Below are 19,761 nucleotides of genomic sequence, written 5' to 3' on the forward strand. Positions count from 1 at the left end.
ATTAATTCAGAACCCTTGAAATCTTCGCACCCAATGCACCCAGTTTTTCCTCGATGCACTCATAACCGCGGTCGATGTGATAAATTCGATCGATCTTTGTTTCGCCTTCAGCAACCAGCGCTGATAACACCAATGAAGCTGACGCACGTAAATCTGTCGCCATCACAGGCGCACCTTGCAATTTTTCTTTACCGCGAACAATTGCCGTATTGCCATTCACTTCAATGTCTGCCCCCATGCGCATCATTTCATTGACATGCATAAAGCGATTTTCAAAAATATTTTCAATGACACTGCCTACACCGTCCGCAACAGCATTAAGCGCCATGAATTGTGCTTGCATATCCGTCGGAAAAGCCGGATAAGGCGCAGTTGAAATATTCACTGCTTTTGGTCGACGACCCTCCATATCCAACTCTATCCAGTCATCACCACAGGTAATCTTGGCACCCACTTCTTCAAGTTTTGCCAGCACAGCCTCTAAGCTGTCTACATCGGTATCAATCACGCGCACTTTACCGCCCGTGATCGCACCAGCGACTAAGAATGTTCCTGTTTCAATTCGGTCAGGCATCACTGAATAGGTTGTACCAGACAAACGCTCTACACCTTCAATAGTAATAGTGTCCGTACCATGACCCGTGATTTTTGCACCCATCGCAATTAGACATTCAGCCAAATCAACAACTTCAGGCTCGCGAGCAGCATTTTCAAGAACCGTGGTTCCTTCTGCCAAGGCCGCCGCCATCAATAGGTTTTCGGTCCCAGTCACTGTCACTTTGTCAAAGAATATACGAGCACCTTTTAGACGACCATCAACTTGCGCAATAATGTTACCGTTATCAACCACAATTTCAGCACCCATCGCTTCTAGACCACGAAGATGCAAGTCAACTGGACGACTACCGATGGCACAACCACCAGGCAGGGATACCACTGCACGACCAAAATGTGCTACCAAAGGGCCTAACACCAAAATTGATGCACGCATTGTTTTCACTAGTTCGTAAGGAGCCTCACAGTTATCCAGCGAGGATACATCAAGCTCTACATTCATACGTTCATCTACGACAACGCCACACCCCATTGAACCTAAAAGCTCCAACATTGTGGTAATGTCATGCAAATGTGGCAAGTTACGGATCGTAATAAGATCCTTGGTTAGTAATGTAGCAGCAAGGATTGGTAGGGCAGCATTCTTTGCACCTGACGCACGCACAACTCCATTAAGAGTGTTACCGCCAGTAATCAGCAATTTATCCATTTACATCTCTCTTAGATTTTAAAGACTTTCAAACTGAACTGGCGTGTAGGTTTTCATGGTTACCGCATGGATGGCACCCGATGAAATAGCGTCTTGCAGATGAGAGTAAACAAGCTGTTGTCTTTTAACGGTATTCAGACCTTCAAAGGCCTCCGCTACAACAATAATTTGGAAATTACAGCCTTCACCTAGAGAGGTTACTTGGCTACCTTCAATTTTCGATTCTAATAAAGCTTTCACTTCGGAGGCGTTCACAAAAACTCCAATATTTATTCAATGTTCTATGCGGGTATTGTACCTTACCCAATCATCTTTTTGTCAGCTTTATAACGCAAAAACAGGAGTTTCCTCCTGCTTACGATTTCTATGCAAACTGAAAGATGCACTCGACACCATAGAGTTTTAACATTTCTCGAAATTCTTCTCGACATCCTTTTAATGTCAAGGAGTCGCTGTGCCGCCTTATCTCAATCATCAGCGCGATGACGGGAGCATTAATTGACTTCAACTCAGACAAATCAAGAACACCATCTTGCTGGGTCTCTTGTCGCATCAACTTTTGCTTAATCTTTAATAAGCTGTCAGCGGTATAATGCCCCTCTAAACGCCACCCCTGATTCGAGGAGTGCATTTCCATATTATTCTTCTCCGCTCGAAGCCAGTGACGCCTGCCAAGCCGCAATCGCCTGATCAATATCATTACCATTTTGCTGCATCATAACGCCAAACTGTTTGCGAAAGGTTAGGCCGAAATTAATGTTATTGATAACAACATTACTGAGCACCCAGTCATCATCAGACTTAGGCTCCATGTAGAACGCAATATCCACTGGGCTGCCATCACTCAGCTGAAACTTAGCATCCACTCGAACTTCTTTACCTGGCTTTTGACGCGCCAAAGGCAGCACAGTTAGTCGCTCTGGATCAAAGTCGATGACTGCCGCACTGTAAGTTCTTAACAACGTACCTTCGGTCACTTCAACAAAATCGGATATTTGCTGCGCAGTGGCACGACGATAATATTTGCCCATAACTTTTTTAGCTAAATCATCAAAATCCACCACCGGCGAAATAATCTCCTGCATAGTAGAGCGAAGCTTCTGAGGATCGACCGATAACTCTTCACGCTGATCAACGATCTTTGTTTTGAAGTCATTTACAACACGCAAGACCTCTGAACGAGCACCTTCAGGATTGACCGCCGCAAAGGCCGCTGATGAAAGCACCATCAATACACTTAATAAACCCAAAATAAGTTTACGCATTAGCTGTCACTCCCCGCATTCATTAAAAATTGGCCAATTAGGTTTTCAAGTACCAATGCAGATTGGGTATCATAAAGTTCGCCACCGTCCTTTAGAACCTCTTCTTCTGCACCAATAGAAATACCTAGATATTTCTCACCGATCAACCCGCTGGTCAAGATAGCCACGGAGCTGTCTGTCGGAATATTATCAACCTCTGAGAAAATGGTCATTACAACCTTAGCCATATAATATTCTTTGTCGTACTCAATACTCTCAACTTGGCCCACTGTCACACCTGCGATGGTCACCTTAGCACGATCAGTTAAACCACCAATGTCGTCAAATCTAGCCTGAATCGTGTAACCTTGAGTTTTATCATTAAACGCGAGCCCACTTACCTGCATTGCAAGATAAATAAAGGCCGCTACGCCTAAAAGCATAAAGATGCCAACTAATAAACCGGCTTTCTTATCCTTCATCACTAAAAATCTCCAAACATCGCTGCTGTTAACAGAAAATCTAAACCTAATATTGCCAATGACCCCATCACAACCGTTCGAGTGGTTGCGCGCCCAATACCTTCAGACGTTGGCTGACATACATAACCTTGATACACCGCGATCCAGACAACGGCAACAGCAAATACAAACGACTTGATAACACCGTTCATAATATCTGTATCAAAAAAAACTGATTGCTGCATACTCGCCCAGAAAGAGCCTTCATACACACCTAACCAATGCACTGATACCATCATACCCGCCCAAATACCTACAGCAGAGAAAATCAACGCTAAAATAGGCATACAGGTGATACCAGCTAAAAGACGAGGCGCAATGACTCGACGCAGTGGGTCAATCCCCATCATTTCATAACTTGATAACTGTTCAGTGGCTTTCATAAGGCCAATTTCAGCCGTTAATGCTGAGCCAGCTCGCCCCGCAAACAACAACCCAGTCACGACAGGCCCAAGCTCTCTTAGAAGCGTTAGCGCCAACAATTGACCAACCGCCGATTCTGAACCATAACTGGTCAAAATACTGTAACCCTGAAGCGCCAACACCATACCTATGAAAGCCCCAGATACAATGATGATCACCAGTGACAAAACACCGACAGAATACACTTGGCGGACATACAATCGAACGGCTTCCCCCCATCGAACAGGCAAACGAAACAACGATTGAAAAAGAAATATGCCAGATTGTCCTAACGATTCAATAAAGCCATAGACACCAGCAAACAAATTTTTAACCAATCCCATCAATTACGCTCCAACAGCTGCTCGCGATATTCTTGCGCGGGATAATGAAAAGCAACCGGACCATCAGCATGCCCTTGTAAAAACTGCACTACACGCTCATCTGTCGATGAACGCACTTCTTCTGGTGTGCCCGATAAGATCACCGTACCGCCAGAAAGCAGACATACATGATCTGCAATACTGAGCGATTCCTCTACATCATGGGATACCAACACGCTGGTAATGTTCGCAGCGCGATTGAGTCGCTGAATTAACTCCACCAGCACACCTTTTGAAATAGGGTCTTGACCGGCAAAAGGTTCATCATACATAACTAGGTCAGGATCTAAGGCTATGGCACGAGCGAGAGCCGCTCGACGAGCCATGCCACCAGATAACTCAGAGGGCATTAAATGTGCCGCACCACGCAATCCGACGCTTTGCAGCTTCATTAGCACAATATCGCGGATCATGGTTTTATCGAAATTAGTGTATTCTTGCAGCGGAAGCGCCACATTTTCAAAGACACTCATGTCACTGAATAATGCGCCACTTTGAAACAACATCCCCATTTTGCGACGCGCTTCAAATAATTCTTTGCGGGAGGCTTGAGCAATATTCACACCGTCAACAGCAACCGTCCCGCTGTTTGGCATCACTTGACCACCAATCAGTCTAAGCAGTGTCGTTTTACCTACGCCACTCGGCCCCATGACAGCGGTAATTTTTCCTTTGGGAATCTGTAAGGTAACATCGTCATAAATGGCACGACCACCCCGACTAAAGGATAAATTCTTAACGTCAATATATACTTCCACAGACGACTCCCTATAACAAAATCGAACGGATACTAGCACCGCATTATAGTAAAAGATATGCCAACTGAATTCGTTACGCTTATGCAAGTCTTGAAATCCTTCAATAAACCACATTAAATGGGGCGTTTTACAAAACTCTCTCACTTTTCATCAGGTATAAAGCAGATGCTCTTGTTCTCCGCAGCCTTAATTGCTGGTCTCATATTACTCGTACTAAGCTCAGATAAGTTTATCGAACACGCCGCACTGGTTGCCGAAAAACTTAATGTAAGCCCTATTGTAATAGGTATTACGCTAGTAGCACTGGGTACGTCTGCTCCAGAAATGGTCGTTTCTGCTATAGCAGCCCTCGACAATGCACCAGGTATCGCAGTGGGTAATGTTATTGGATCGAATATCGCCAATATTGGTTTGGTTTTTGGTGCCACCCTTGTCCTTGCCGCCGTTCCGATTAACGGCAGCCTGGTTAAAAAAGAAATCCCTCTAGTCTTAGGCGTAACAATCCTTGCCGGCGTACTTCTGCTCGACCAAGCCCTTAGCGTGACAGATGGCGTTATATTAATAATTGCCTTTTTTGTGGTGTTATTTCTTTTACTACGCAACTCAGGAAATCTTGAAGATGAGTTAACCGAAGAATTACCCGAAGATGATGGCGGCAGTGTCACGCGTTCAGTGCTGATCGCAATCGCAGGTTTAGCGGTATTAATTGGCAGCTCTAAATTATTGGTTTGGGGGGCCGTCGGTATCGCCTCAGCACTAGGGGTTTCTGATCTCATTATTGGCTTGACCATTGTAGCCATCGGCACAAGCCTTCCAGAACTGGCCGCCTCTATTACCAGCGTACGTAAAGGCCACCATGATATTGCGATCGGCAACGTGCTCGGCTCGAACATTTTCAACCTTGCTACCGTGCTTCCGCTGCCAGCATTAATTGCCCCAGGAATGATTGATGCAACCGTGATCAATCGTGATTATTGGTGGATGTTAGGCTTTACCCTACTGTTCGCCTTAGCAGTTATCGTATACTCCAAGCATCGTAGCGTTAGCATTCCAAGATGGTTTGCCATCCCTTTACTGGGCGGCTATGCAGCGTACCTTTACCTACTGGCTGTTTCAGGATAACCCATGCTGGATTTTTTGAGAAAAACACTGAACCCTAAGGGCATAGCTGGGCTTTCCGCCTTAGTCATTGTCTTAGTAGCAGTGTTTTTGTTAGGCAACCGCCCTACCCTGTATATTTTAGAAGAGCAGAAGCTGTCCAATGCACCAGACTTCTTTTTAGAAGGCGTTACAGTGAAGTCTTTCGATCTTAATGGGCAACTGACAGAGACCGTAACGGCCGACATAGCGAATCATTACACGCAGAAGCAAACGGACTTAGACCATCCAGTCATTACTAGAATAGACGGTAATAGCAGCTCTATTGCCAGCGCTGAAACAGGATTTATTAATGACACCTCAAACAGCTTCACGCTGAGCAAAAACGCACAAATAACGCGCTTTAAAAATGAAACTGAAACGGCAAAGATCAAAGCAAATACAATAACCTACAATGACGAAAGCCAAACCATCGTAGGGACTCAGCAAAGCCAGCTCATAACCCCCCAAGGGGTAACCAAATCCGATATAATAAGCTTTGACTTAGCTAAAGAAACCGCCATTTTAAGCGGAGGCGTAACAGGACAATATGAAACCCCAACTCACTAAACATGCAATTTTAAGCGTTGCTCTTATGTTAGCGTATAGTGCGAGCTATGCTTTACCAAACGACAGACAGCAGCCCATCAGCATTGAAGCCGATTCAGCGTTTTTCGATCAAAACAAAGGTACCGCTAACTACAGTGGAAACGTCGTCGTAAAACAAGGTAGCATATTAATTGAAGCCCAAGACTTGTCGATTATTACTGATCCTACGACAGGCGATTTTAGAGCGTTAAGCGCTAAAGGCTCACCATCAAAGTTCTCTCAGCAGCTGGATCAAACAGGCAATACTATGCATGCGAACGGAGACACCTTAGATTACGATGTCACCAAGGGGCAGCTTGAGATACACAATAATGGCTACTTACAACGTGGTGAAGATGAAATTTCAGCAGACTATATTCACTATCTTCTGAATGATGGCACATTTAAAGCCGAAAACCGTGGTAGCGGTCGCGTTAACATGACTTTACAGCCTACCCTTATTGATCAAGCAGACTAATTTTCATGGCCATTCTTGAAGCAAAAAATCTAGCAAAAAGCTATAAGAAAAGACAAGTTGTAAAAGACGTATCACTCGAAGTAAGTTCTGGAGAAGCCGTAGGTTTACTGGGCCCTAACGGCGCTGGTAAAACCACCTGCTTTTATATGATCGTTGGCATGGTGGCTAACGATTTTGGTGGAATTTTTATCGACGGTGAAGATGTCACCAAAGATGCAATGCATACGCGAGCGCAGAAAGGCATTGGCTATTTACCGCAGGAAGCGTCTATTTTTCGCAAAATGTCAGTTGAAGACAACATTTTAGCAATTTTAGAAACACGCAAAGAACTTTCAAAGTCACAACGACTTGAGAAAATGGAAAGCCTTCTTGATGAGTTTCACGTTACTCATATTCGCAAGAACCTAGGAATGGCGCTGTCTGGCGGAGAGCGTCGACGCGTTGAGATAGCTCGAGCGCTAGCAATGAACCCGAAGTTTGTATTGCTTGATGAACCCTTTGCTGGTGTAGACCCTATTTCCGTCGGCGATATTAAAGAGATCATCAAACATTTACAAAGCAGCGGCATTGGTGTTTTGATCACTGACCACAACGTTCGTGAGACCTTAGATATCTGCGACAAAGCCTATATTGTGGGTAACGGGCACATCATTGCATCGGGTGATGCCGAGTCTGTTATCAATAACGAGCAAGTCAAAAAAATCTACTTGGGCGACAACTTCAGACTATGAGCCCCCTTATTTTTCGGGCAAAAAGGGAGTACTATGCATAAGTCATTCCAAAAACATCATAATAAAAGAGTTGCGTCATGAAGCAGTCTTTGCAACTTAAAATCGGTCAACAGTTAACTATGACTCCACAGCTGCAGCAGGCAATCAAACTGCTTCAGTTGTCTACGCTCGATTTGCAACAGGAAATTCACGAATTTCTTGAGTCTAACCCCTTGCTTGAACTAGACGAAGACGAAAACTTTCAGTCTGACTTAGAAATCAAACGAGGCGACTCATCCAGTACCAATGAGACTTCTCAAAAAGAAACGACTGAAGCAGCTTCTGAAGAAACGCCCCAAGTAGAATCCGAATGGACAGAAAGCATCCCTAATGAGCTATCCATTGATAGCAACTGGGATGATACTTATCAAAATTCAGCCGCTGCAGCAGACGTTCCTTCCTATGACGGCGAGCAAGATTTTGACAGCCGCAATGCCCTAGCTGAAAACATCCAAGATCATCTAATTTGGCAATTAAATTTAACCCATATGTCTAATCGAGATATTGAAATTGCCTATGCCATTATTGACAGTGTTCAAACCGATGGCTACCTATCAATCACCTTAGATGACATCTTCACGTCACTTAGTAAAGAATTAGAAGATCTCGAATTCGATGAAATTGAAGCTGTTCAGCATCGCTTGCAACGATTTGACCCTGTCGGTGTTTGTTCGCAAGATCTACGCGAGTGCCTATTGGTACAATTAGAAGGTTTTAAAGAGCATCCTTTGTACCGCTCTACCTTTAACATAGTTGACCAGCATTTAGCATTGCTTGGCAATCGTGATTATGCGCAACTGGGCCGCAAAACTAAGCTGAAAGAAGAAGCATTAAAAGATGTCATTACCCTTATTCAGCAGCTAAATCCGCGCCCAGGCTCAGCCATCGACACCAGTGAAACTGACTACGTCATCCCTGATGTCAGCGTGAAAAAACACAATGGCATTTGGCAAGTGGAGCTTAACAACGACGCTCTACCGCCTGTCAAAATCAATGAAACTTATTCTGCAATGGTTAACACCAAAGCATCCAGTGAAGACATCTCCTACATTAAGAACTCGCTTCAAGAAGCCAAATGGTTTCTGAAAAGCCTCCAGAGTCGTAACGAAACACTGCTAAAAGTCGCCAGCTGCATTGTTTCCAAACAGGTCGATTTCTTTGAGGTGGGTGAGGAAGCCATGAAACCTATGGTACTGCACGATGTCGCAGAGGAGGTTGGCATGCACGAATCAACAATTTCACGTGTCACCACACAAAAATACATGCATACTCCGCGTGGTATTTTTGAGCTAAAGTATTTCTTCTCCAGCCATGTAAACACCGCCTCTGGCGGCGAATGCTCGTCTACAGCAATTCGTGCAATGATTAAAAAGCTGGTGGCAGAAGAACCTGCAAAAAAACCATTAAGCGATAATAAACTGGCAATCATTCTTGCAGAGCAAGGCATACAAGTTGCTCGACGCACTGTTGCAAAATATCGCGAAGCTATGAACATTCCGCCGTCAAACGAGCGGAAACGACTTATTTAAAGGCCGCAACAATGTCTGTTAAAAACTTAGTCAAGCCTGAGTTAGTATTTGCTAAGCAACAAATTTCTAGCAAAAAACGATTGCTAGAACAATTGGCTGAATCCGTTGGCGATCGCATGCACTGCAACGCCGACGAAGTCTACGACGCACTTTTAGGTCGTGAAAAACTGGGCAGTACGGGCGTTGGCAATGGCATCGCCATTCCACATTGTCGCCTAGAGCAAGTAAACCGTGCCACCATCGTATTAATGTCACTCGAAACACCGATTGATTTTGATGCCATTGATCGACGTCCAGTGGATTTGATTTTTGCCCTACTTGTACCACCACACCAATGTGATGAGCACTTAGCAACGTTAGCGCAGATCGCCGAACTGGCTCAGTCCGAAGATAAGCTAGCACTTCTACGTGAAAAACAAACCAACAGCGAATTACTGGCAGCGTTTGACTCTTTGATATAAGGATATCCCCATGTTGGAACAATCTGTAGAGATTATTAATAAACTGGGATTGCACGCTCGAGCAGCGGGCAAATTAGTTGAAACAACAACCCGTTTTAATTCCGATATTACCATCGAAAAAGAAGGTCGTAATGTCGATGGCAAAAGCATCATGGCAATGATGATGCTGGCCGCCGCTAAAGGAACAACAATTAACGTCAAAATTAACGGCGACGATGAAGACGCCGCAATGGAAGCCGTGATTGCATTAATCAATGACCGATTTGGTGAGGGCGAATAGCCTATATGAGCGATCAGACTACGCTTGAACACTTACAAACTGTCGCTGACTCTCTTGAGAGCGGCGCAACGATGCAAATTCGCTATTTGCTGAACGGTGCTCTACCTGCGCAGGATGTTGCTCGCCTTTTAGAATCCTCTCCGCCTAGAGAACGTAAACTGTTGTGGGACTTAATTGACCACAATAACCAAGGCGACGTCTTACAATACGTTTCTGAAGAAATCAGTGTTCAGTTCATGAAATCCATGGACAGAGAGCGCCTACTGGCGGTTTCTGAACACTTTGATAACGATGATTTAGCCGACATCCTTCAACAGCTACCTGAAACACTAGTGAAGGAAGTTTTAGCCTCCATGACCGCACAGAATCGTGCGCGCATGGAGTCTTTGATGAGTTACTCGGAGGATTCTGCTGGCGGTCTGATGAACACAGACACCATCACCATCCGCCCGAACATCACCATTGATATCGTCTTCCGCTTCCTAAGACGCCACAATGAACTTCCTGAAATGACTGATAACCTCCTTGTTGTCAGTCGATCGGATCGTTTTTTAGGTATTCTGCCACTGCGCAAGCTACTGGTCGCCGACACGGACACGACAGTCCGAGACATCATGGAAACAGATTGTGATGTCATTTTTGCACACCAAACGGCAACCGAAGTAGCAGAGCTATTTGAAAAGATGGACTTGGTCTCTGCGCCCGTCATCGATCCGAACAGCAAAAAACTACTCGGTCGTATTACCATTGATGACGTGGTCGATGTAATACGTGATGAAGCAGAGCACTCCATGTTATCGATGGCAGGCTTGGACGATGACGAAGATACTTTCGCACCGATTATGCAAACGACTCGGCGTCGTGCTGTATGGCTTGGCATCAACCTTATTACGGCGTTTATTGCGTCTTACGTTATTGGACTTTTCCAAGATACATTGGACAAAGTCGTAGCACTCGCTATCCTTATGCCTATTGTGGCAAGTATGGGTGGCATAGCTGGATCACAAGTTTTAACACTTGTTATTCGTGGTATTGCACTTAACCAAATAGGTTCATCTAACGCCCGCTGGCTGCTGAACCGTGAAGTCATTGTAGGCCTCATAAATGGTATAGTATGGGCCACCGTGATTGCGATGCTCACTGTCGTTTGGTTTGATGACATTAAAATTGCTTATGTCATCGCTGGTGCCATTGTAATCAATTTACTCTTTGCCGCCTTGACGGGCACTCTTTTACCGATTGCCCTGAAAAAATTAGGAATCGACCCAGCCCTTGCTGGTAGCGTTATCTTAACCACCGTTACCGATGTTGTTGGCTTCTTATCCTTCCTTGGATTGGCGACATTATTTTTAATATAGAACGAATTAACCATGACTGATTTTGAATATTACGACGAAAACGAAGAAGACTATAAAAGCAAAACCCAGATCAAAAGGGAAATGGAAGCTCTACAAGACTTGGGCGCTAAACTGGTCAAGCTGAACCCTGCCCAACGTAAAAAAGTACCGATGTCAGATACTATGCGCGATGCTTTAGTGGAAGCAGACCGAATTAAACAGTGGAGCGCACAGCGTCGCCACTTACAATACATCGGAAAAGTGATGCGCACTGAAGATGCAGACGCTATCTCTGCACGTCTAGAGTTATTTGATAGCACATCAGCGGCCAACAACAAACGCTTCCATCAACTGGAAGGAACGCGTGATGCGTTAATTGGTGACGGCGGCAAAGAAATACTGGACCAGTATATCGTTGCCAACCCTCATGTTGATATTCAACAACTGCGCTCTCTGGTTCGTATGGCCAAAAAAGAAGTGGAGCAGAATAAGACAACAACAAGCCGTAAAAAGCTGTTTAAGTTCTTACGCGAAGCTCAAGATGCAAAGCTAGGTTTACTTTAAATCCTAGCGGATACGGCGATGCCCTTTACAAGGCATCGCCCGTCTGACCTTCTCAATCTCATTAAGGTCGAGCGCCACATTCAATATTGAAACCTCTTGATCATCTAAGCACCCCAACATGTCACCCCACGGCGAATAGGCTACCGTATTACCAAAAGTACGCCGAGTCTCATTGTGCCAACCAGCTTGATTTACTCCTAACATAAAATACTGATTCTCAATCGCTCGCGCCTGTAACAATGTATGCCAATGAGCAGACCCTGTTTTATGGGTAAACGCTGAAGGTACAACAACTAAGTCCGCATCTTGCTCTAACAAACAGCGATACAGCTCTGGAAAGCGCAGATCGTAACAAATACTCAAACCTAATTTAACGCCCGCCATGTCATAGACCACAGTCGAAACATCACCGGGCTCAATAAAACGCGATTCTTGGTACACAGCCGCCTTATCATTGACTAACACATCAAACAAATGCACTTTATCATAACGCGCTACCAACTTACCCTCATGGGAAATCAGCAAACAAGACTGCCTTACTCTACCGTCTTTAACATCACTGCCATCAGGGCGCTTTGCCATTGGATGAGAACCAATTAATATATACACCTGATGCTGACGAGCAAACGACATGATTTCAGACAGGATAATCTCTGTTCCTTCCCCCTCAGCCAATGCACGCATTTGCTTGGCGTCAAATAAAAATATATTCTCAGGCAGAACGATAAGACTAGGCTGAAAGGCTAACGACTGAGCCATTAACTCTACAGCTTGCTTTAAATTCCAGCGCCAATCCGTAGAGCTAGTAAATTGAACCAAAGAAACGTTGAACATAGTCGTCTCCTAATAACTCTATCTAATAGGGGAATAAGGCACTGGAGTGACTGTTGGCTCACTAAAGTCACCTTCTATCTTATATTGAATACTGGTTACCTTAGATATTTGATCACCAATGAGCTTATCTGTAATAAAAAGCAGGCCAGCTATCTGGGGCGTCGCTAACAGTAAGCCTGCAACGGGCAAGGAACTACTAATGGGCACTGTCGCAGTCAAACGCTCATTTAACGTTTCATTCACCAAGTTCGCAGAACCTTCGAGCGTTATTTCCGCCGTTGGCGATACCACTTTAACTGGCTCTGTGGTTTTCAAAATACCATTGGTAATGGTCAATACACTACTAAAGCGATCAAAAGGTGTGCCAGATTCATACAAATCTGAAAAATCAAATGTTAAGCGTTTAGCTAACGCATCCACGTTGAATATACCCAACAATCGAAGAAAAGGCGGTAATTGATCAACTTGGTTAAAGTTGCCATCACGCACTTGGAATTTAATTTTTCCATTTAATGACGATCGATCGAATGCAAGCAACGAATCAGCCCAATCCAACGACACATCGACATCATAATTTTTAGAAGTTAAAAACGGTGTTGGCGAGAACTTTTTAGTCAGCTCTCGAGCATTTTCACCTTTCGCTTGGATTGTTAACTTAACAGACTGCTCAAGCCCACCCTGCCATAAAATCTGCCCATTAAACTGGCCTTTTGGCAACTTAGTTGAAACATCCTCTATACGCACCGAATCCCCAAGATTCACCACCCTACCCTGCCAATCACCGTAAGGGCGATTATCTACGTACACTTCATCTACTTTAAGTGAGATCGACGGAATAACGCCTGGCTGAAATACTGTTTCATCAGTTTCAGGTTGATCGTTCGATGCATCTTGTTGAGTACGCCAATTTAGATAAGCAATGTAAAGCTCAGGACCCGCATCCGTTTGTCGTAAGACTGCGTTCATCTCATCTGACGTTATCGCAAGTGGATGCCCGTCTTTTGCACGGGTAAAGGTAACCTTTACATTATTCAATTCATTATTGTCATTAATAGGCAATTTATCGACAATGATATCAGCGGAACGCATCCACTCTGGTAATTCTGTCGTGAAAGGTTGAACGTCATCGCTCGCATTGCCCCCTGCCTCAACGTGGCTAAATTCACTCATGATAGGCGACCAAGGAAGCCAGTCCAACTGAGTAAATTGACCATAGAGTGCAATGCCTTTTTTCACTACCATGTCACTTTCTAGAGGCTTAAACGCTGAAATACTGCCACCTTGCAACGCACCCTCGGCTATTAGGAATTTACCATACAACCAATCCGCTGAGGACACGTCTAAAAAAACCTCACCCTGCATCACTGTCACAGATACCGATGTAGGCCGAATCTCATCCGAGCGCTTAGCCAAGGGCAAAGGCATAGCGAAAGAGACACCTTTTAAATCAGAAGTAACATTAAAATCAACTTGCTCAGGTTTAGAGCGACCTATTGCAAGAGTCGCTTGATACGATGTCTCACCTTCTAAGCGCGTAATAATAGGCTGAGGAGCCTGTCGCCAAATCGCTAGCTGCTTACTATCGAACACTCCGCTAATCACACCGTCGACCGCAAGGCCTCCTGACTCCAACCGTTCAGATGACAACGCTATGTTGCTATGAGCCCCCAGCGCCGCCACCTTGAAATTGGTATTGTAAAGACCCTTTTGATCACTATAATGTAGCGCGCCAGAGACAACTTTCACCGGCAAGTCAATCTGTGAGACCCGAACATTGTTTTCGGAAAATGCAAGGTCAAGAGATACGTTTGGCTCATCCTTTTGCCCTGATATCGGTACTGCCACAGCAAAAGAGCCCGAGACCTTCCCCCCCACTTCCCAATCAACAAAAGACTCAAGAACCGACTCTTTTAACGGCGTTTGATTTAAAGCCGCCAATAAATTGCTGGCCTTGTCAGAAACCTGTCCAGATACCTCAACCCAACCAGAGTGATCTCCCTTTAAAGGCACGACAATACTTAATCCTTTAACGGGTAAACCGGCAAAAACAGCACGCTTAACGACAACATCGACCTTATCGGAGTCAACCATCACGCGTCCCACTACTGACTTAGCCGAGGGCCAATTGCTATCAAATGTAACTTGATCTAATTCAGCATCGATGGCTAAACGCACATACGGCTGGTCACCTTTTTTTAAGCCCGTTCGTAACAGTAAATCAAGATTTTCAACCTCACCTGCGCCCAGAGATTGACTCAACCACGTTTGCAATGAGTCGGATAATGCATTAGGCGGGACAAAGATAAGACGGTCTTCCTCTTTAATATGCTGAGCATTCATATTTAAAGCCAGCCAGTCCTCACCTACCCCATTTTCAAGAGGCTGCTCTAAACGAAAACCACCCTGAATGGTTGCCCCATTACGCTGAATATTTAGTGACTGCCCCGTCACCACAAAGGCTTTATCTTGTCGCGTCCAACTTACTTCACCTTCAGCACTGGCAATATCCCATACATCATCATAGAGCGTTGGAAACGCCAATTGACTATTATGCGCCTTAAATTCAATACCACCCTGAGAGTCCGTAAGTGAAAATAAACCATTCACATGGTTAACTGCTGGAATACCGTCATGTCCTTTCACTTGGGCATCAATAATGTTACTCAAGAATTGATATCTTAATGTGTCATGTTCATCCCAAAGACGTAACGAAGCATTCCGCGCCTCTCCCTGAGGATCCAATCCCGTTAAGATTTGCGCTAAACGCCAGTCCTCAGGTATAAAGTTCAACGCGACACGCGTGGCAATTTGCGCATCCATTTTGTTAAATACAATATAAGCACGATTTCCATTTCGCTCCCACTCCGCATTAATGCGAACATCTTGATAAGAACGCTCACCGTCATCGAAGCGCAAACTGTCTATGGATGCATTGACACCGTCAGGTGTGTATTTAACTTTCCAATCGCCTTGCCCCTTAAGTGGCATCTGATCTTCAAAAGCCAATTCAAATGCACTATTACGGGCTTGTGCGGTGACGCCTTTTCCAGGCTGATAGGTAAGCCAGTATTGGCCTGCTAAAGATACCGAATTCAAGCTCTTCAGTGCATCCATACCCACCCAATCGAGCGGCAAGGTAACTTGAGGAACATCAATATAAGTAACAACTTGCTGCTGCAAGAAATTGGTTAAATCCGTGCTAATTTGAGCCCGCACTTGAACTGGGTCGTCCATGTCATTAACAAATATATCGGACCGCACAAGAGTTTTAGAAAATTGCTTAATGAGATACGTCGCGGGAACGGAGACATTTAGATCATCAAATCTAGGACTGGAAATGTTAACATCTACATCAATGAGTGACATTTGCTGCTGATCTGCAGCGTAATTAAGCACGCGAGAAATAGCAACTGAGTCACCACCTGATGTTTTAGTGGATTCTGCCAACCCCTTTAATGCAACATTCCCTGTACCATCTTCATGCAACAACAAGCTCACACCTGATAGCGCTACATTTTTAAACTGCGGGGAGAACGTTAAAAGCGTACGAGGAATATCTAACTCTAGAACGAGATGTTCAACACTAATAGCACTTGCTTGATAAGCTGTATCAATATGAATCCCTGAACCTCTCAGCTCAACATTGATCCCATTTAACTCACCAAACACCTCACCAACGCGTACTTTCATACCCGTTAGTTGTGTCAAATTACGCTCAATTTGAGGCTGGTATACGTTAACTAAGGGCAAGCCTACTTTTGCAAGCAAGACAACGCCAGCCAGCAGCACACTCGCAACAACCAGCACCCAAAACGTAAAATTAAACGCTGTCTTTATAACCCGCATAAGTAGAACCCCTGTTAGCGCAATACCACATCATATTGATCTTGGGTATAAACAGGGTCCACTTGAAAACGAATCGTTTTACCAATAAAAGCTTCCAGTTCAGCCACTGCCGTACTGTCTTCATCCAAGAAACGCTCTACTACTGAACTGCTTGCTAACACAGTATAGGTCTGAGAATCATAAGCTCGGTCTGCGCGCATGATTTCACGAAGCACTTCATAGCACACAGTTTCAGGTGTTTTGACAAAGCCACTACCACGACAAGAACGACAAGGCTCGCATAATACTTGCCCTAAACTTTCACGTGTACGCTTGCGAGTCATCTCAACTAAGCCCAGCTCCGATACGCCAGTTATCTTAGTCTTAGCGTGGTCGCTCTCTAAGACTTTTTCAAGCATACGCAACACTTGACGTTTATGCTCATCATCCTCCATATCAATAAAATCGATAATAATGATGCCACCAAGATTTCGAAGACGCAGTTGTCGACCAATCGCCGTTGCCGCTTCTAAATTGGTTTTATAGATTGTTTCTTCTAAATTCCGGCTTCCAACAAACGCACCAGTATTCACATCAATGGTCGTCATTGACTCTGTTTGCTCTATTAGTAGGTAGCCACCCGATTTAAGCTGAACTTTACGGTCAAGTGCACGCTGGATTTCATCTTCAACACTGTATAAATCAAAGATTGGACGCTCACCGGGGTAATACTCAATCCGATCCAGTAAGTCTGGAATAAAGTCTTCGGCAAAACCACGTAACTTAGCGTAGTTTTCTTTCGAATCAATGCGGATCTTCTCTGTCGAAAGACTGACCAGATCGCGCATAGTACGTAGGTGCAAGGGTAAATCTTCGTAGATTACGGCGGGAGCTTTGACATTGGAAATACGCTTTTTAACGGACTGCCATAATCGAGTTAAGAAATTGATATCGGAAAGAATTTCTTCTTCTCCAGCACGCTCAGCTGCCGTTCTAAGAATGTAACCACTGGTTTCGTCACGATCCTCAAGCGCCTTAGAAACCAACGATTTCAATCGATCACGCTCCACCTCATCCTCGATACGCTGACTCACACCGACATGTGCTTGATCTGGCATGTACACCAAATAACGGGAAGGAATAGACAAATGTGTCGTTAAACGCGCACCTTTGGTACTAATAGGATCTTTTGTTACCTGAACCACTAAAGACTGGCCTTCACGTAAGTAATCACCTATTTGGTCGCTGGGATTGACTGCATCTCGATCGGCCACTTCAGAAACATGGATAAACGCAGCGCGCTCCAGGCCAATGTCTACAAATGCGGCTTGCATCCCAGGCAAGACACGCACAACTTTACCTTGATAAATATTGCCTACGATCCCTTTTCGAGTAGAGCGCTCTATATAGACTTCTTGCAGCACACCGTTTTCAACGAGCGCTACCCGAATTTCCATGGGTGTCACATTGATTAATACATCTTCACTCACGAATTTTCTCCTTTAATGGGCTCACACCGAATTCAGCCAAAAGTTGCGTCACCTCATAAACAGGTAACCCAACAACAGCAGAAAAGGAGCCGGAAATATGTTTTACAAACATTCCACCCAATCCTTGAATAGCATAGGCTCCAGCTTTGTCAGCAGGCTCGCCAGTATTCCAGTAATGCTCAATTTCAAGATCCGAGATCTCACGAAACTCAACATCAGAGATTACATTACTTGTCGCAACACGGTTCAAACCAGCATTACAGACACACAAGGACGTCATTACTTGATGCTTTCGTCCTGACAGGGCTCGTAACATACTTTTTGCATGTTCGAAATCTGCTGGTTTACCCAAAATACTCTCTCCCAATACCACACTGGTGTCAGAAGCAATCACAATGTCCCGATGTGACAAGTCATGCTGACTGGCAACAGCCTCAGCTTTCTCTCTGGCCATGCGTACCACATATTCATCGGGGTTTTCTAAAGCATAAGGGGTTTCATCAATGTCTGCTGGAATGATTTGAAACTCATTCACCAGTTTAGAGAGCAGTTCTTTTCTTCTAGGTGACGCGGAAGCAAGAATAATCATTTAAAAGCCTATTATTGAATCGAATATAGCCTGCGAATACTGCGTAACAACACAAACAACCATGGCCATAAAATGGCAGACACCACGGCGGGCATAAAGATCATCAGTGTCGGGTCCGCATCACCGGTATAATGATCAATCCAAAACCCAACCAGCTGATTGATTGATATAAGCAGAAATATAAAAATACTCTGTTGCCAGCGACGATACATACGAAGCCGCTTATACAGGCTCGCACAAGCCGCCGTAACAATCACATATGTCAATGAGTGCTGACCAATGACACCCCCTTGCAACAAATCAACCAACAACCCTAAAAACCAAGCAATACCCACACCGACTTTAAACGGCAGCGCAATCACCCAATACAGAATAACGAGCAAAGTCCATTCTGGTTTGTACCAAATTAAATCGGAAGGAAACACCAACCCTTCTAACATCAAAGCCGCAATAAACGTCAGTCCAAAAATAATGGTAGATTTCATTTCTCTACCTCTTCGGCTCGCTCAATCAGCATAACATGTCGGCTTCGACCTAACTGGGCAAGCGGCACGACATCTACGTCAGCATAAGGCTTACCAGAAATGTGTCGTACATTTCGCACCACTCCAACGGGGTAACCCACAGGAAATCGATTTGCCAGACCATTTGTGGTCAAAATATCACCTTTTTTTATGTCCGCCGTATGCGGAACACTCATCAGTTCCATTCGTCGCATATCACCTGTGCCCCGCAACACACTTCTGAGGCCTGTCCGAGCCAACTCAACAGGTACAAAATGACTTGCATCGGCAATCAATAATACTCGACTAGTATACGCTGAGGTCTCAACCACTTGACCAAGCACGCCAGTGGCATCCAATACCGGTTGACCTACATAAGCACCATTAGAGAAACCTTTATCAATTAATACCTTATGGCTGTATGCATTTTGATCGAAGCCAATAACTTCTGCCATCACCACTTTCTCGTCAACACGCTGGGAAGCATCTAATAGTTCACGCAGACGTACATTTTCAGCCTTCAACGAATCTAACCGTTGCAGCTGACCACGTAACATAAGTAATTCTTGATTCAGTGATTGATTATGAGCAACAAGATCCTCACGACTATCAAGGTGCATTTCTGCCCAACTGATCATCTTTTGAGGTGCACTAACCACAACCTGAATCGGCGTCACCAGCCAAGTCAGGTAAGGACGGATAGGAGTAAAGACTTTATATTGCAACTCTCCCACAATCATTGCGAGGGATAGCAATACCAGCACAACAAAACGTGCGCTGGAAACTTTACTCGATAAAAACGCA

Annotated in this window: 22 protein-coding genes; 9 read left to right on the top strand and 13 right to left on the bottom strand. The window is 44.6% G+C overall.

What is annotated here, in order from left to right:
* Position 1: 1 nt before the first annotated feature.
* The 7 genes from murA to AYW76_RS16620 form a co-directional block, all read right to left on the bottom strand.
* On the bottom strand, positions 2-1,264 hold the full coding sequence (gene murA / locus AYW76_RS16590; protein WP_067223228.1) for a UDP-N-acetylglucosamine 1-carboxyvinyltransferase: 1,263 nt from the start codon (positions 1,262-1,264) through the stop codon (positions 2-4).
* Between the two features lie 18 nt (positions 1,265-1,282).
* Positions 1,283-1,519, bottom strand: a complete 237-nt coding sequence (locus AYW76_RS16595) for a BolA family protein (RefSeq protein ID WP_067037544.1) — start codon at positions 1,517-1,519, stop codon at positions 1,283-1,285.
* A gap of 109 nt (positions 1,520-1,628) precedes the next feature.
* Positions 1,629-1,901, bottom strand: coding sequence for an STAS domain-containing protein (locus tag AYW76_RS16600; RefSeq protein WP_067100342.1), 273 nt, complete (start codon positions 1,899-1,901; stop codon positions 1,629-1,631).
* Between the two features lies 1 nt (position 1,902).
* Positions 1,903-2,529, bottom strand: coding sequence for an MlaC/ttg2D family ABC transporter substrate-binding protein (locus tag AYW76_RS16605; RefSeq protein ID WP_067223232.1), 627 nt, complete (start codon positions 2,527-2,529; stop codon positions 1,903-1,905).
* Positions 2,529-2,990 carry an outer membrane lipid asymmetry maintenance protein MlaD gene (gene mlaD, locus AYW76_RS16610; protein WP_067223235.1) on the bottom strand — a complete coding sequence of 154 codons (462 nt, stop codon included), beginning with the start codon at positions 2,988-2,990 and terminating at the stop codon, positions 2,529-2,531. The genes AYW76_RS16605 and mlaD overlap by 1 nt, the downstream gene beginning before the upstream one ends.
* A 2-nt stretch (positions 2,991-2,992) precedes the next feature.
* The gene (gene mlaE / locus AYW76_RS16615; RefSeq protein WP_067037536.1) at positions 2,993-3,775 is read right to left on the bottom strand and encodes a lipid asymmetry maintenance ABC transporter permease subunit MlaE; all 783 of its coding nucleotides are present in this window, start codon (positions 3,773-3,775) and stop codon (positions 2,993-2,995) included.
* Positions 3,775-4,572: an ATP-binding cassette domain-containing protein gene (locus AYW76_RS16620; RefSeq protein WP_231872641.1), complete on the bottom strand. Its 798-nt coding sequence runs from the start codon at positions 4,570-4,572 to the stop codon at positions 3,775-3,777. Before AYW76_RS16620 ends, mlaE begins: the two co-directional genes overlap by 1 nt.
* Before the next feature lie 165 nt (positions 4,573-4,737).
* Between AYW76_RS16620 and AYW76_RS16625 the strand changes: the two genes are divergently transcribed.
* The 9 genes from AYW76_RS16625 to yjgA all read left to right on the top strand — a co-directional run bounded on the left by AYW76_RS16625 (position 4,738) and on the right by yjgA (position 11,716).
* Complete coding sequence (locus AYW76_RS16625) at positions 4,738-5,694, top strand: calcium/sodium antiporter (protein WP_067223238.1); 957 nt, start codon at positions 4,738-4,740, stop codon at positions 5,692-5,694.
* Between the two features lie 3 nt (positions 5,695-5,697).
* Positions 5,698-6,279: an LPS export ABC transporter periplasmic protein LptC gene (gene lptC, locus AYW76_RS16630; protein WP_067223240.1), complete on the top strand. Its 582-nt coding sequence runs from the start codon at positions 5,698-5,700 to the stop codon at positions 6,277-6,279.
* Between the two features lie 25 nt (positions 6,280-6,304).
* Complete coding sequence (gene lptA, locus AYW76_RS16635; RefSeq protein ID WP_231872642.1) at positions 6,305-6,775, top strand: lipopolysaccharide transport periplasmic protein LptA; 471 nt, start codon at positions 6,305-6,307, stop codon at positions 6,773-6,775.
* Positions 6,776-6,780: 5 nt separating this feature from the next.
* Entirely contained in the window at positions 6,781-7,506 is a 726-nt protein-coding gene (gene lptB / locus AYW76_RS16640) for an LPS export ABC transporter ATP-binding protein (protein ID WP_067223248.1), read from the top strand.
* A 77-nt stretch (positions 7,507-7,583) separates the two neighbouring features.
* Entirely contained in the window at positions 7,584-9,074 is a 1,491-nt protein-coding gene (locus tag AYW76_RS16645) for an RNA polymerase factor sigma-54 (RefSeq protein ID WP_067223252.1), read from the top strand.
* An 11-nt stretch (positions 9,075-9,085) separates the two neighbouring features.
* A complete protein-coding gene (locus AYW76_RS16650) occupies positions 9,086-9,535 on the top strand; it encodes a PTS sugar transporter subunit IIA (RefSeq protein WP_067223256.1) in 450 nt (149 codons plus the stop codon).
* Between the two features lie 10 nt (positions 9,536-9,545).
* Complete coding sequence (locus AYW76_RS16655) at positions 9,546-9,815, top strand: HPr family phosphocarrier protein (protein ID WP_067223259.1); 270 nt, start codon at positions 9,546-9,548, stop codon at positions 9,813-9,815.
* A 5-nt stretch (positions 9,816-9,820) separates the two neighbouring features.
* Entirely contained in the window at positions 9,821-11,173 is a 1,353-nt protein-coding gene (gene mgtE / locus AYW76_RS16660; protein WP_067037521.1) for a magnesium transporter, read from the top strand.
* A 12-nt stretch (positions 11,174-11,185) separates the two neighbouring features.
* Positions 11,186-11,716 (top strand): ribosome biogenesis factor YjgA, encoded by a 531-nt coding sequence (gene yjgA, locus AYW76_RS16665; protein ID WP_067223262.1) that lies wholly within the window; start codon positions 11,186-11,188, stop codon positions 11,714-11,716.
* Between the two features lie 3 nt (positions 11,717-11,719).
* Here the strand turns inward: yjgA and AYW76_RS16670 are convergent, their stop codons facing one another.
* The 6 genes from AYW76_RS16670 to mreC are packed head-to-tail and all read right to left on the bottom strand — an operon-like array spanning position 11,720 to position 19,721.
* Positions 11,720-12,550 carry a carbon-nitrogen hydrolase family protein gene (locus AYW76_RS16670; protein ID WP_067223268.1) on the bottom strand — a complete coding sequence of 277 codons (831 nt, stop codon included), beginning with the start codon at positions 12,548-12,550 and terminating at the stop codon, positions 11,720-11,722.
* An 18-nt stretch (positions 12,551-12,568) separates the two neighbouring features.
* Positions 12,569-16,396, bottom strand: coding sequence for a YhdP family phospholipid transporter (locus AYW76_RS16675; protein ID WP_067223272.1), 3,828 nt, complete (start codon positions 16,394-16,396; stop codon positions 12,569-12,571).
* 14 nt (positions 16,397-16,410) lie between these two features.
* Positions 16,411-17,865 carry a ribonuclease G gene (rng, locus tag AYW76_RS16680; RefSeq protein ID WP_067223275.1) on the bottom strand — a complete coding sequence of 485 codons (1,455 nt, stop codon included), beginning with the start codon at positions 17,863-17,865 and terminating at the stop codon, positions 16,411-16,413.
* Positions 17,858-18,454 (bottom strand): Maf family protein, encoded by a 597-nt coding sequence (locus AYW76_RS16685; RefSeq protein ID WP_067223279.1) that lies wholly within the window; start codon positions 18,452-18,454, stop codon positions 17,858-17,860. The genes rng and AYW76_RS16685 overlap by 8 nt, the downstream gene beginning before the upstream one ends.
* Positions 18,455-18,465: 11 nt before the next feature.
* On the bottom strand, positions 18,466-18,939 hold the full coding sequence (gene mreD, locus AYW76_RS16690) for a rod shape-determining protein MreD (RefSeq protein WP_067223282.1): 474 nt from the start codon (positions 18,937-18,939) through the stop codon (positions 18,466-18,468).
* Positions 18,936-19,721: a rod shape-determining protein MreC gene (gene mreC / locus AYW76_RS16695; protein WP_231872643.1), complete on the bottom strand. Its 786-nt coding sequence runs from the start codon at positions 19,719-19,721 to the stop codon at positions 18,936-18,938. Before mreC ends, mreD begins: the two co-directional genes overlap by 4 nt.
* Between the last annotated feature and the right edge of the window lie 40 nt (positions 19,722-19,761).

The organism is Marinomonas gallaica, assembly GCF_001639745.1.
Classification (GTDB): Bacteria; Pseudomonadota; Gammaproteobacteria; order Pseudomonadales; family Marinomonadaceae; genus Marinomonas; species Marinomonas gallaica.

What these genes read in the sequence shown, in the direction of transcription:
- mreD (WP_067223282.1), bottom strand. Translation starts at nt 18,939, where the DNA reads ATGAAATCTACCATTATTTTTGGACTGACGTTTATTGCGGCTTTGATG.
- mlaD (WP_067223235.1), bottom strand. Translation starts at nt 2,990, where the DNA reads ATGAAGGATAAGAAAGCCGGTTTATTAGTTGGCATCTTTATGCTTTTA.
- AYW76_RS16675 (WP_067223272.1), bottom strand. Translation starts at nt 16,396, where the DNA reads ATGCGGGTTATAAAGACAGCGTTTAATTTTACGTTTTGGGTGCTGGTT.
- AYW76_RS16650 (WP_067223256.1), top strand. Translation starts at nt 9,086, where the DNA reads ATGTCTGTTAAAAACTTAGTCAAGCCTGAGTTAGTATTTGCTAAGCAA.
- AYW76_RS16655 (WP_067223259.1), top strand. Translation starts at nt 9,546, where the DNA reads ATGTTGGAACAATCTGTAGAGATTATTAATAAACTGGGATTGCACGCT.
- lptA (WP_231872642.1), top strand. Translation starts at nt 6,305, where the DNA reads ATGTTAGCGTATAGTGCGAGCTATGCTTTACCAAACGACAGACAGCAG.
- AYW76_RS16625 (WP_067223238.1), top strand. Translation starts at nt 4,738, where the DNA reads ATGCTCTTGTTCTCCGCAGCCTTAATTGCTGGTCTCATATTACTCGTA.
- mgtE (WP_067037521.1), top strand. Translation starts at nt 9,821, where the DNA reads ATGAGCGATCAGACTACGCTTGAACACTTACAAACTGTCGCTGACTCT.
- lptC (WP_067223240.1), top strand. Translation starts at nt 5,698, where the DNA reads ATGCTGGATTTTTTGAGAAAAACACTGAACCCTAAGGGCATAGCTGGG.
- AYW76_RS16605 (WP_067223232.1), bottom strand. Translation starts at nt 2,529, where the DNA reads ATGCGTAAACTTATTTTGGGTTTATTAAGTGTATTGATGGTGCTTTCA.
- mlaE (WP_067037536.1), bottom strand. Translation starts at nt 3,775, where the DNA reads ATGGGATTGGTTAAAAATTTGTTTGCTGGTGTCTATGGCTTTATTGAA.
- murA (WP_067223228.1), bottom strand. Translation starts at nt 1,264, where the DNA reads ATGGATAAATTGCTGATTACTGGCGGTAACACTCTTAATGGAGTTGTG.
- yjgA (WP_067223262.1), top strand. Translation starts at nt 11,186, where the DNA reads ATGACTGATTTTGAATATTACGACGAAAACGAAGAAGACTATAAAAGC.
- AYW76_RS16645 (WP_067223252.1), top strand. Translation starts at nt 7,584, where the DNA reads ATGAAGCAGTCTTTGCAACTTAAAATCGGTCAACAGTTAACTATGACT.
- lptB (WP_067223248.1), top strand. Translation starts at nt 6,781, where the DNA reads ATGGCCATTCTTGAAGCAAAAAATCTAGCAAAAAGCTATAAGAAAAGA.
- AYW76_RS16600 (WP_067100342.1), bottom strand. Translation starts at nt 1,901, where the DNA reads ATGGAAATGCACTCCTCGAATCAGGGGTGGCGTTTAGAGGGGCATTAT.
- AYW76_RS16685 (WP_067223279.1), bottom strand. Translation starts at nt 18,454, where the DNA reads ATGATTATTCTTGCTTCCGCGTCACCTAGAAGAAAAGAACTGCTCTCT.
- AYW76_RS16670 (WP_067223268.1), bottom strand. Translation starts at nt 12,550, where the DNA reads ATGTTCAACGTTTCTTTGGTTCAATTTACTAGCTCTACGGATTGGCGC.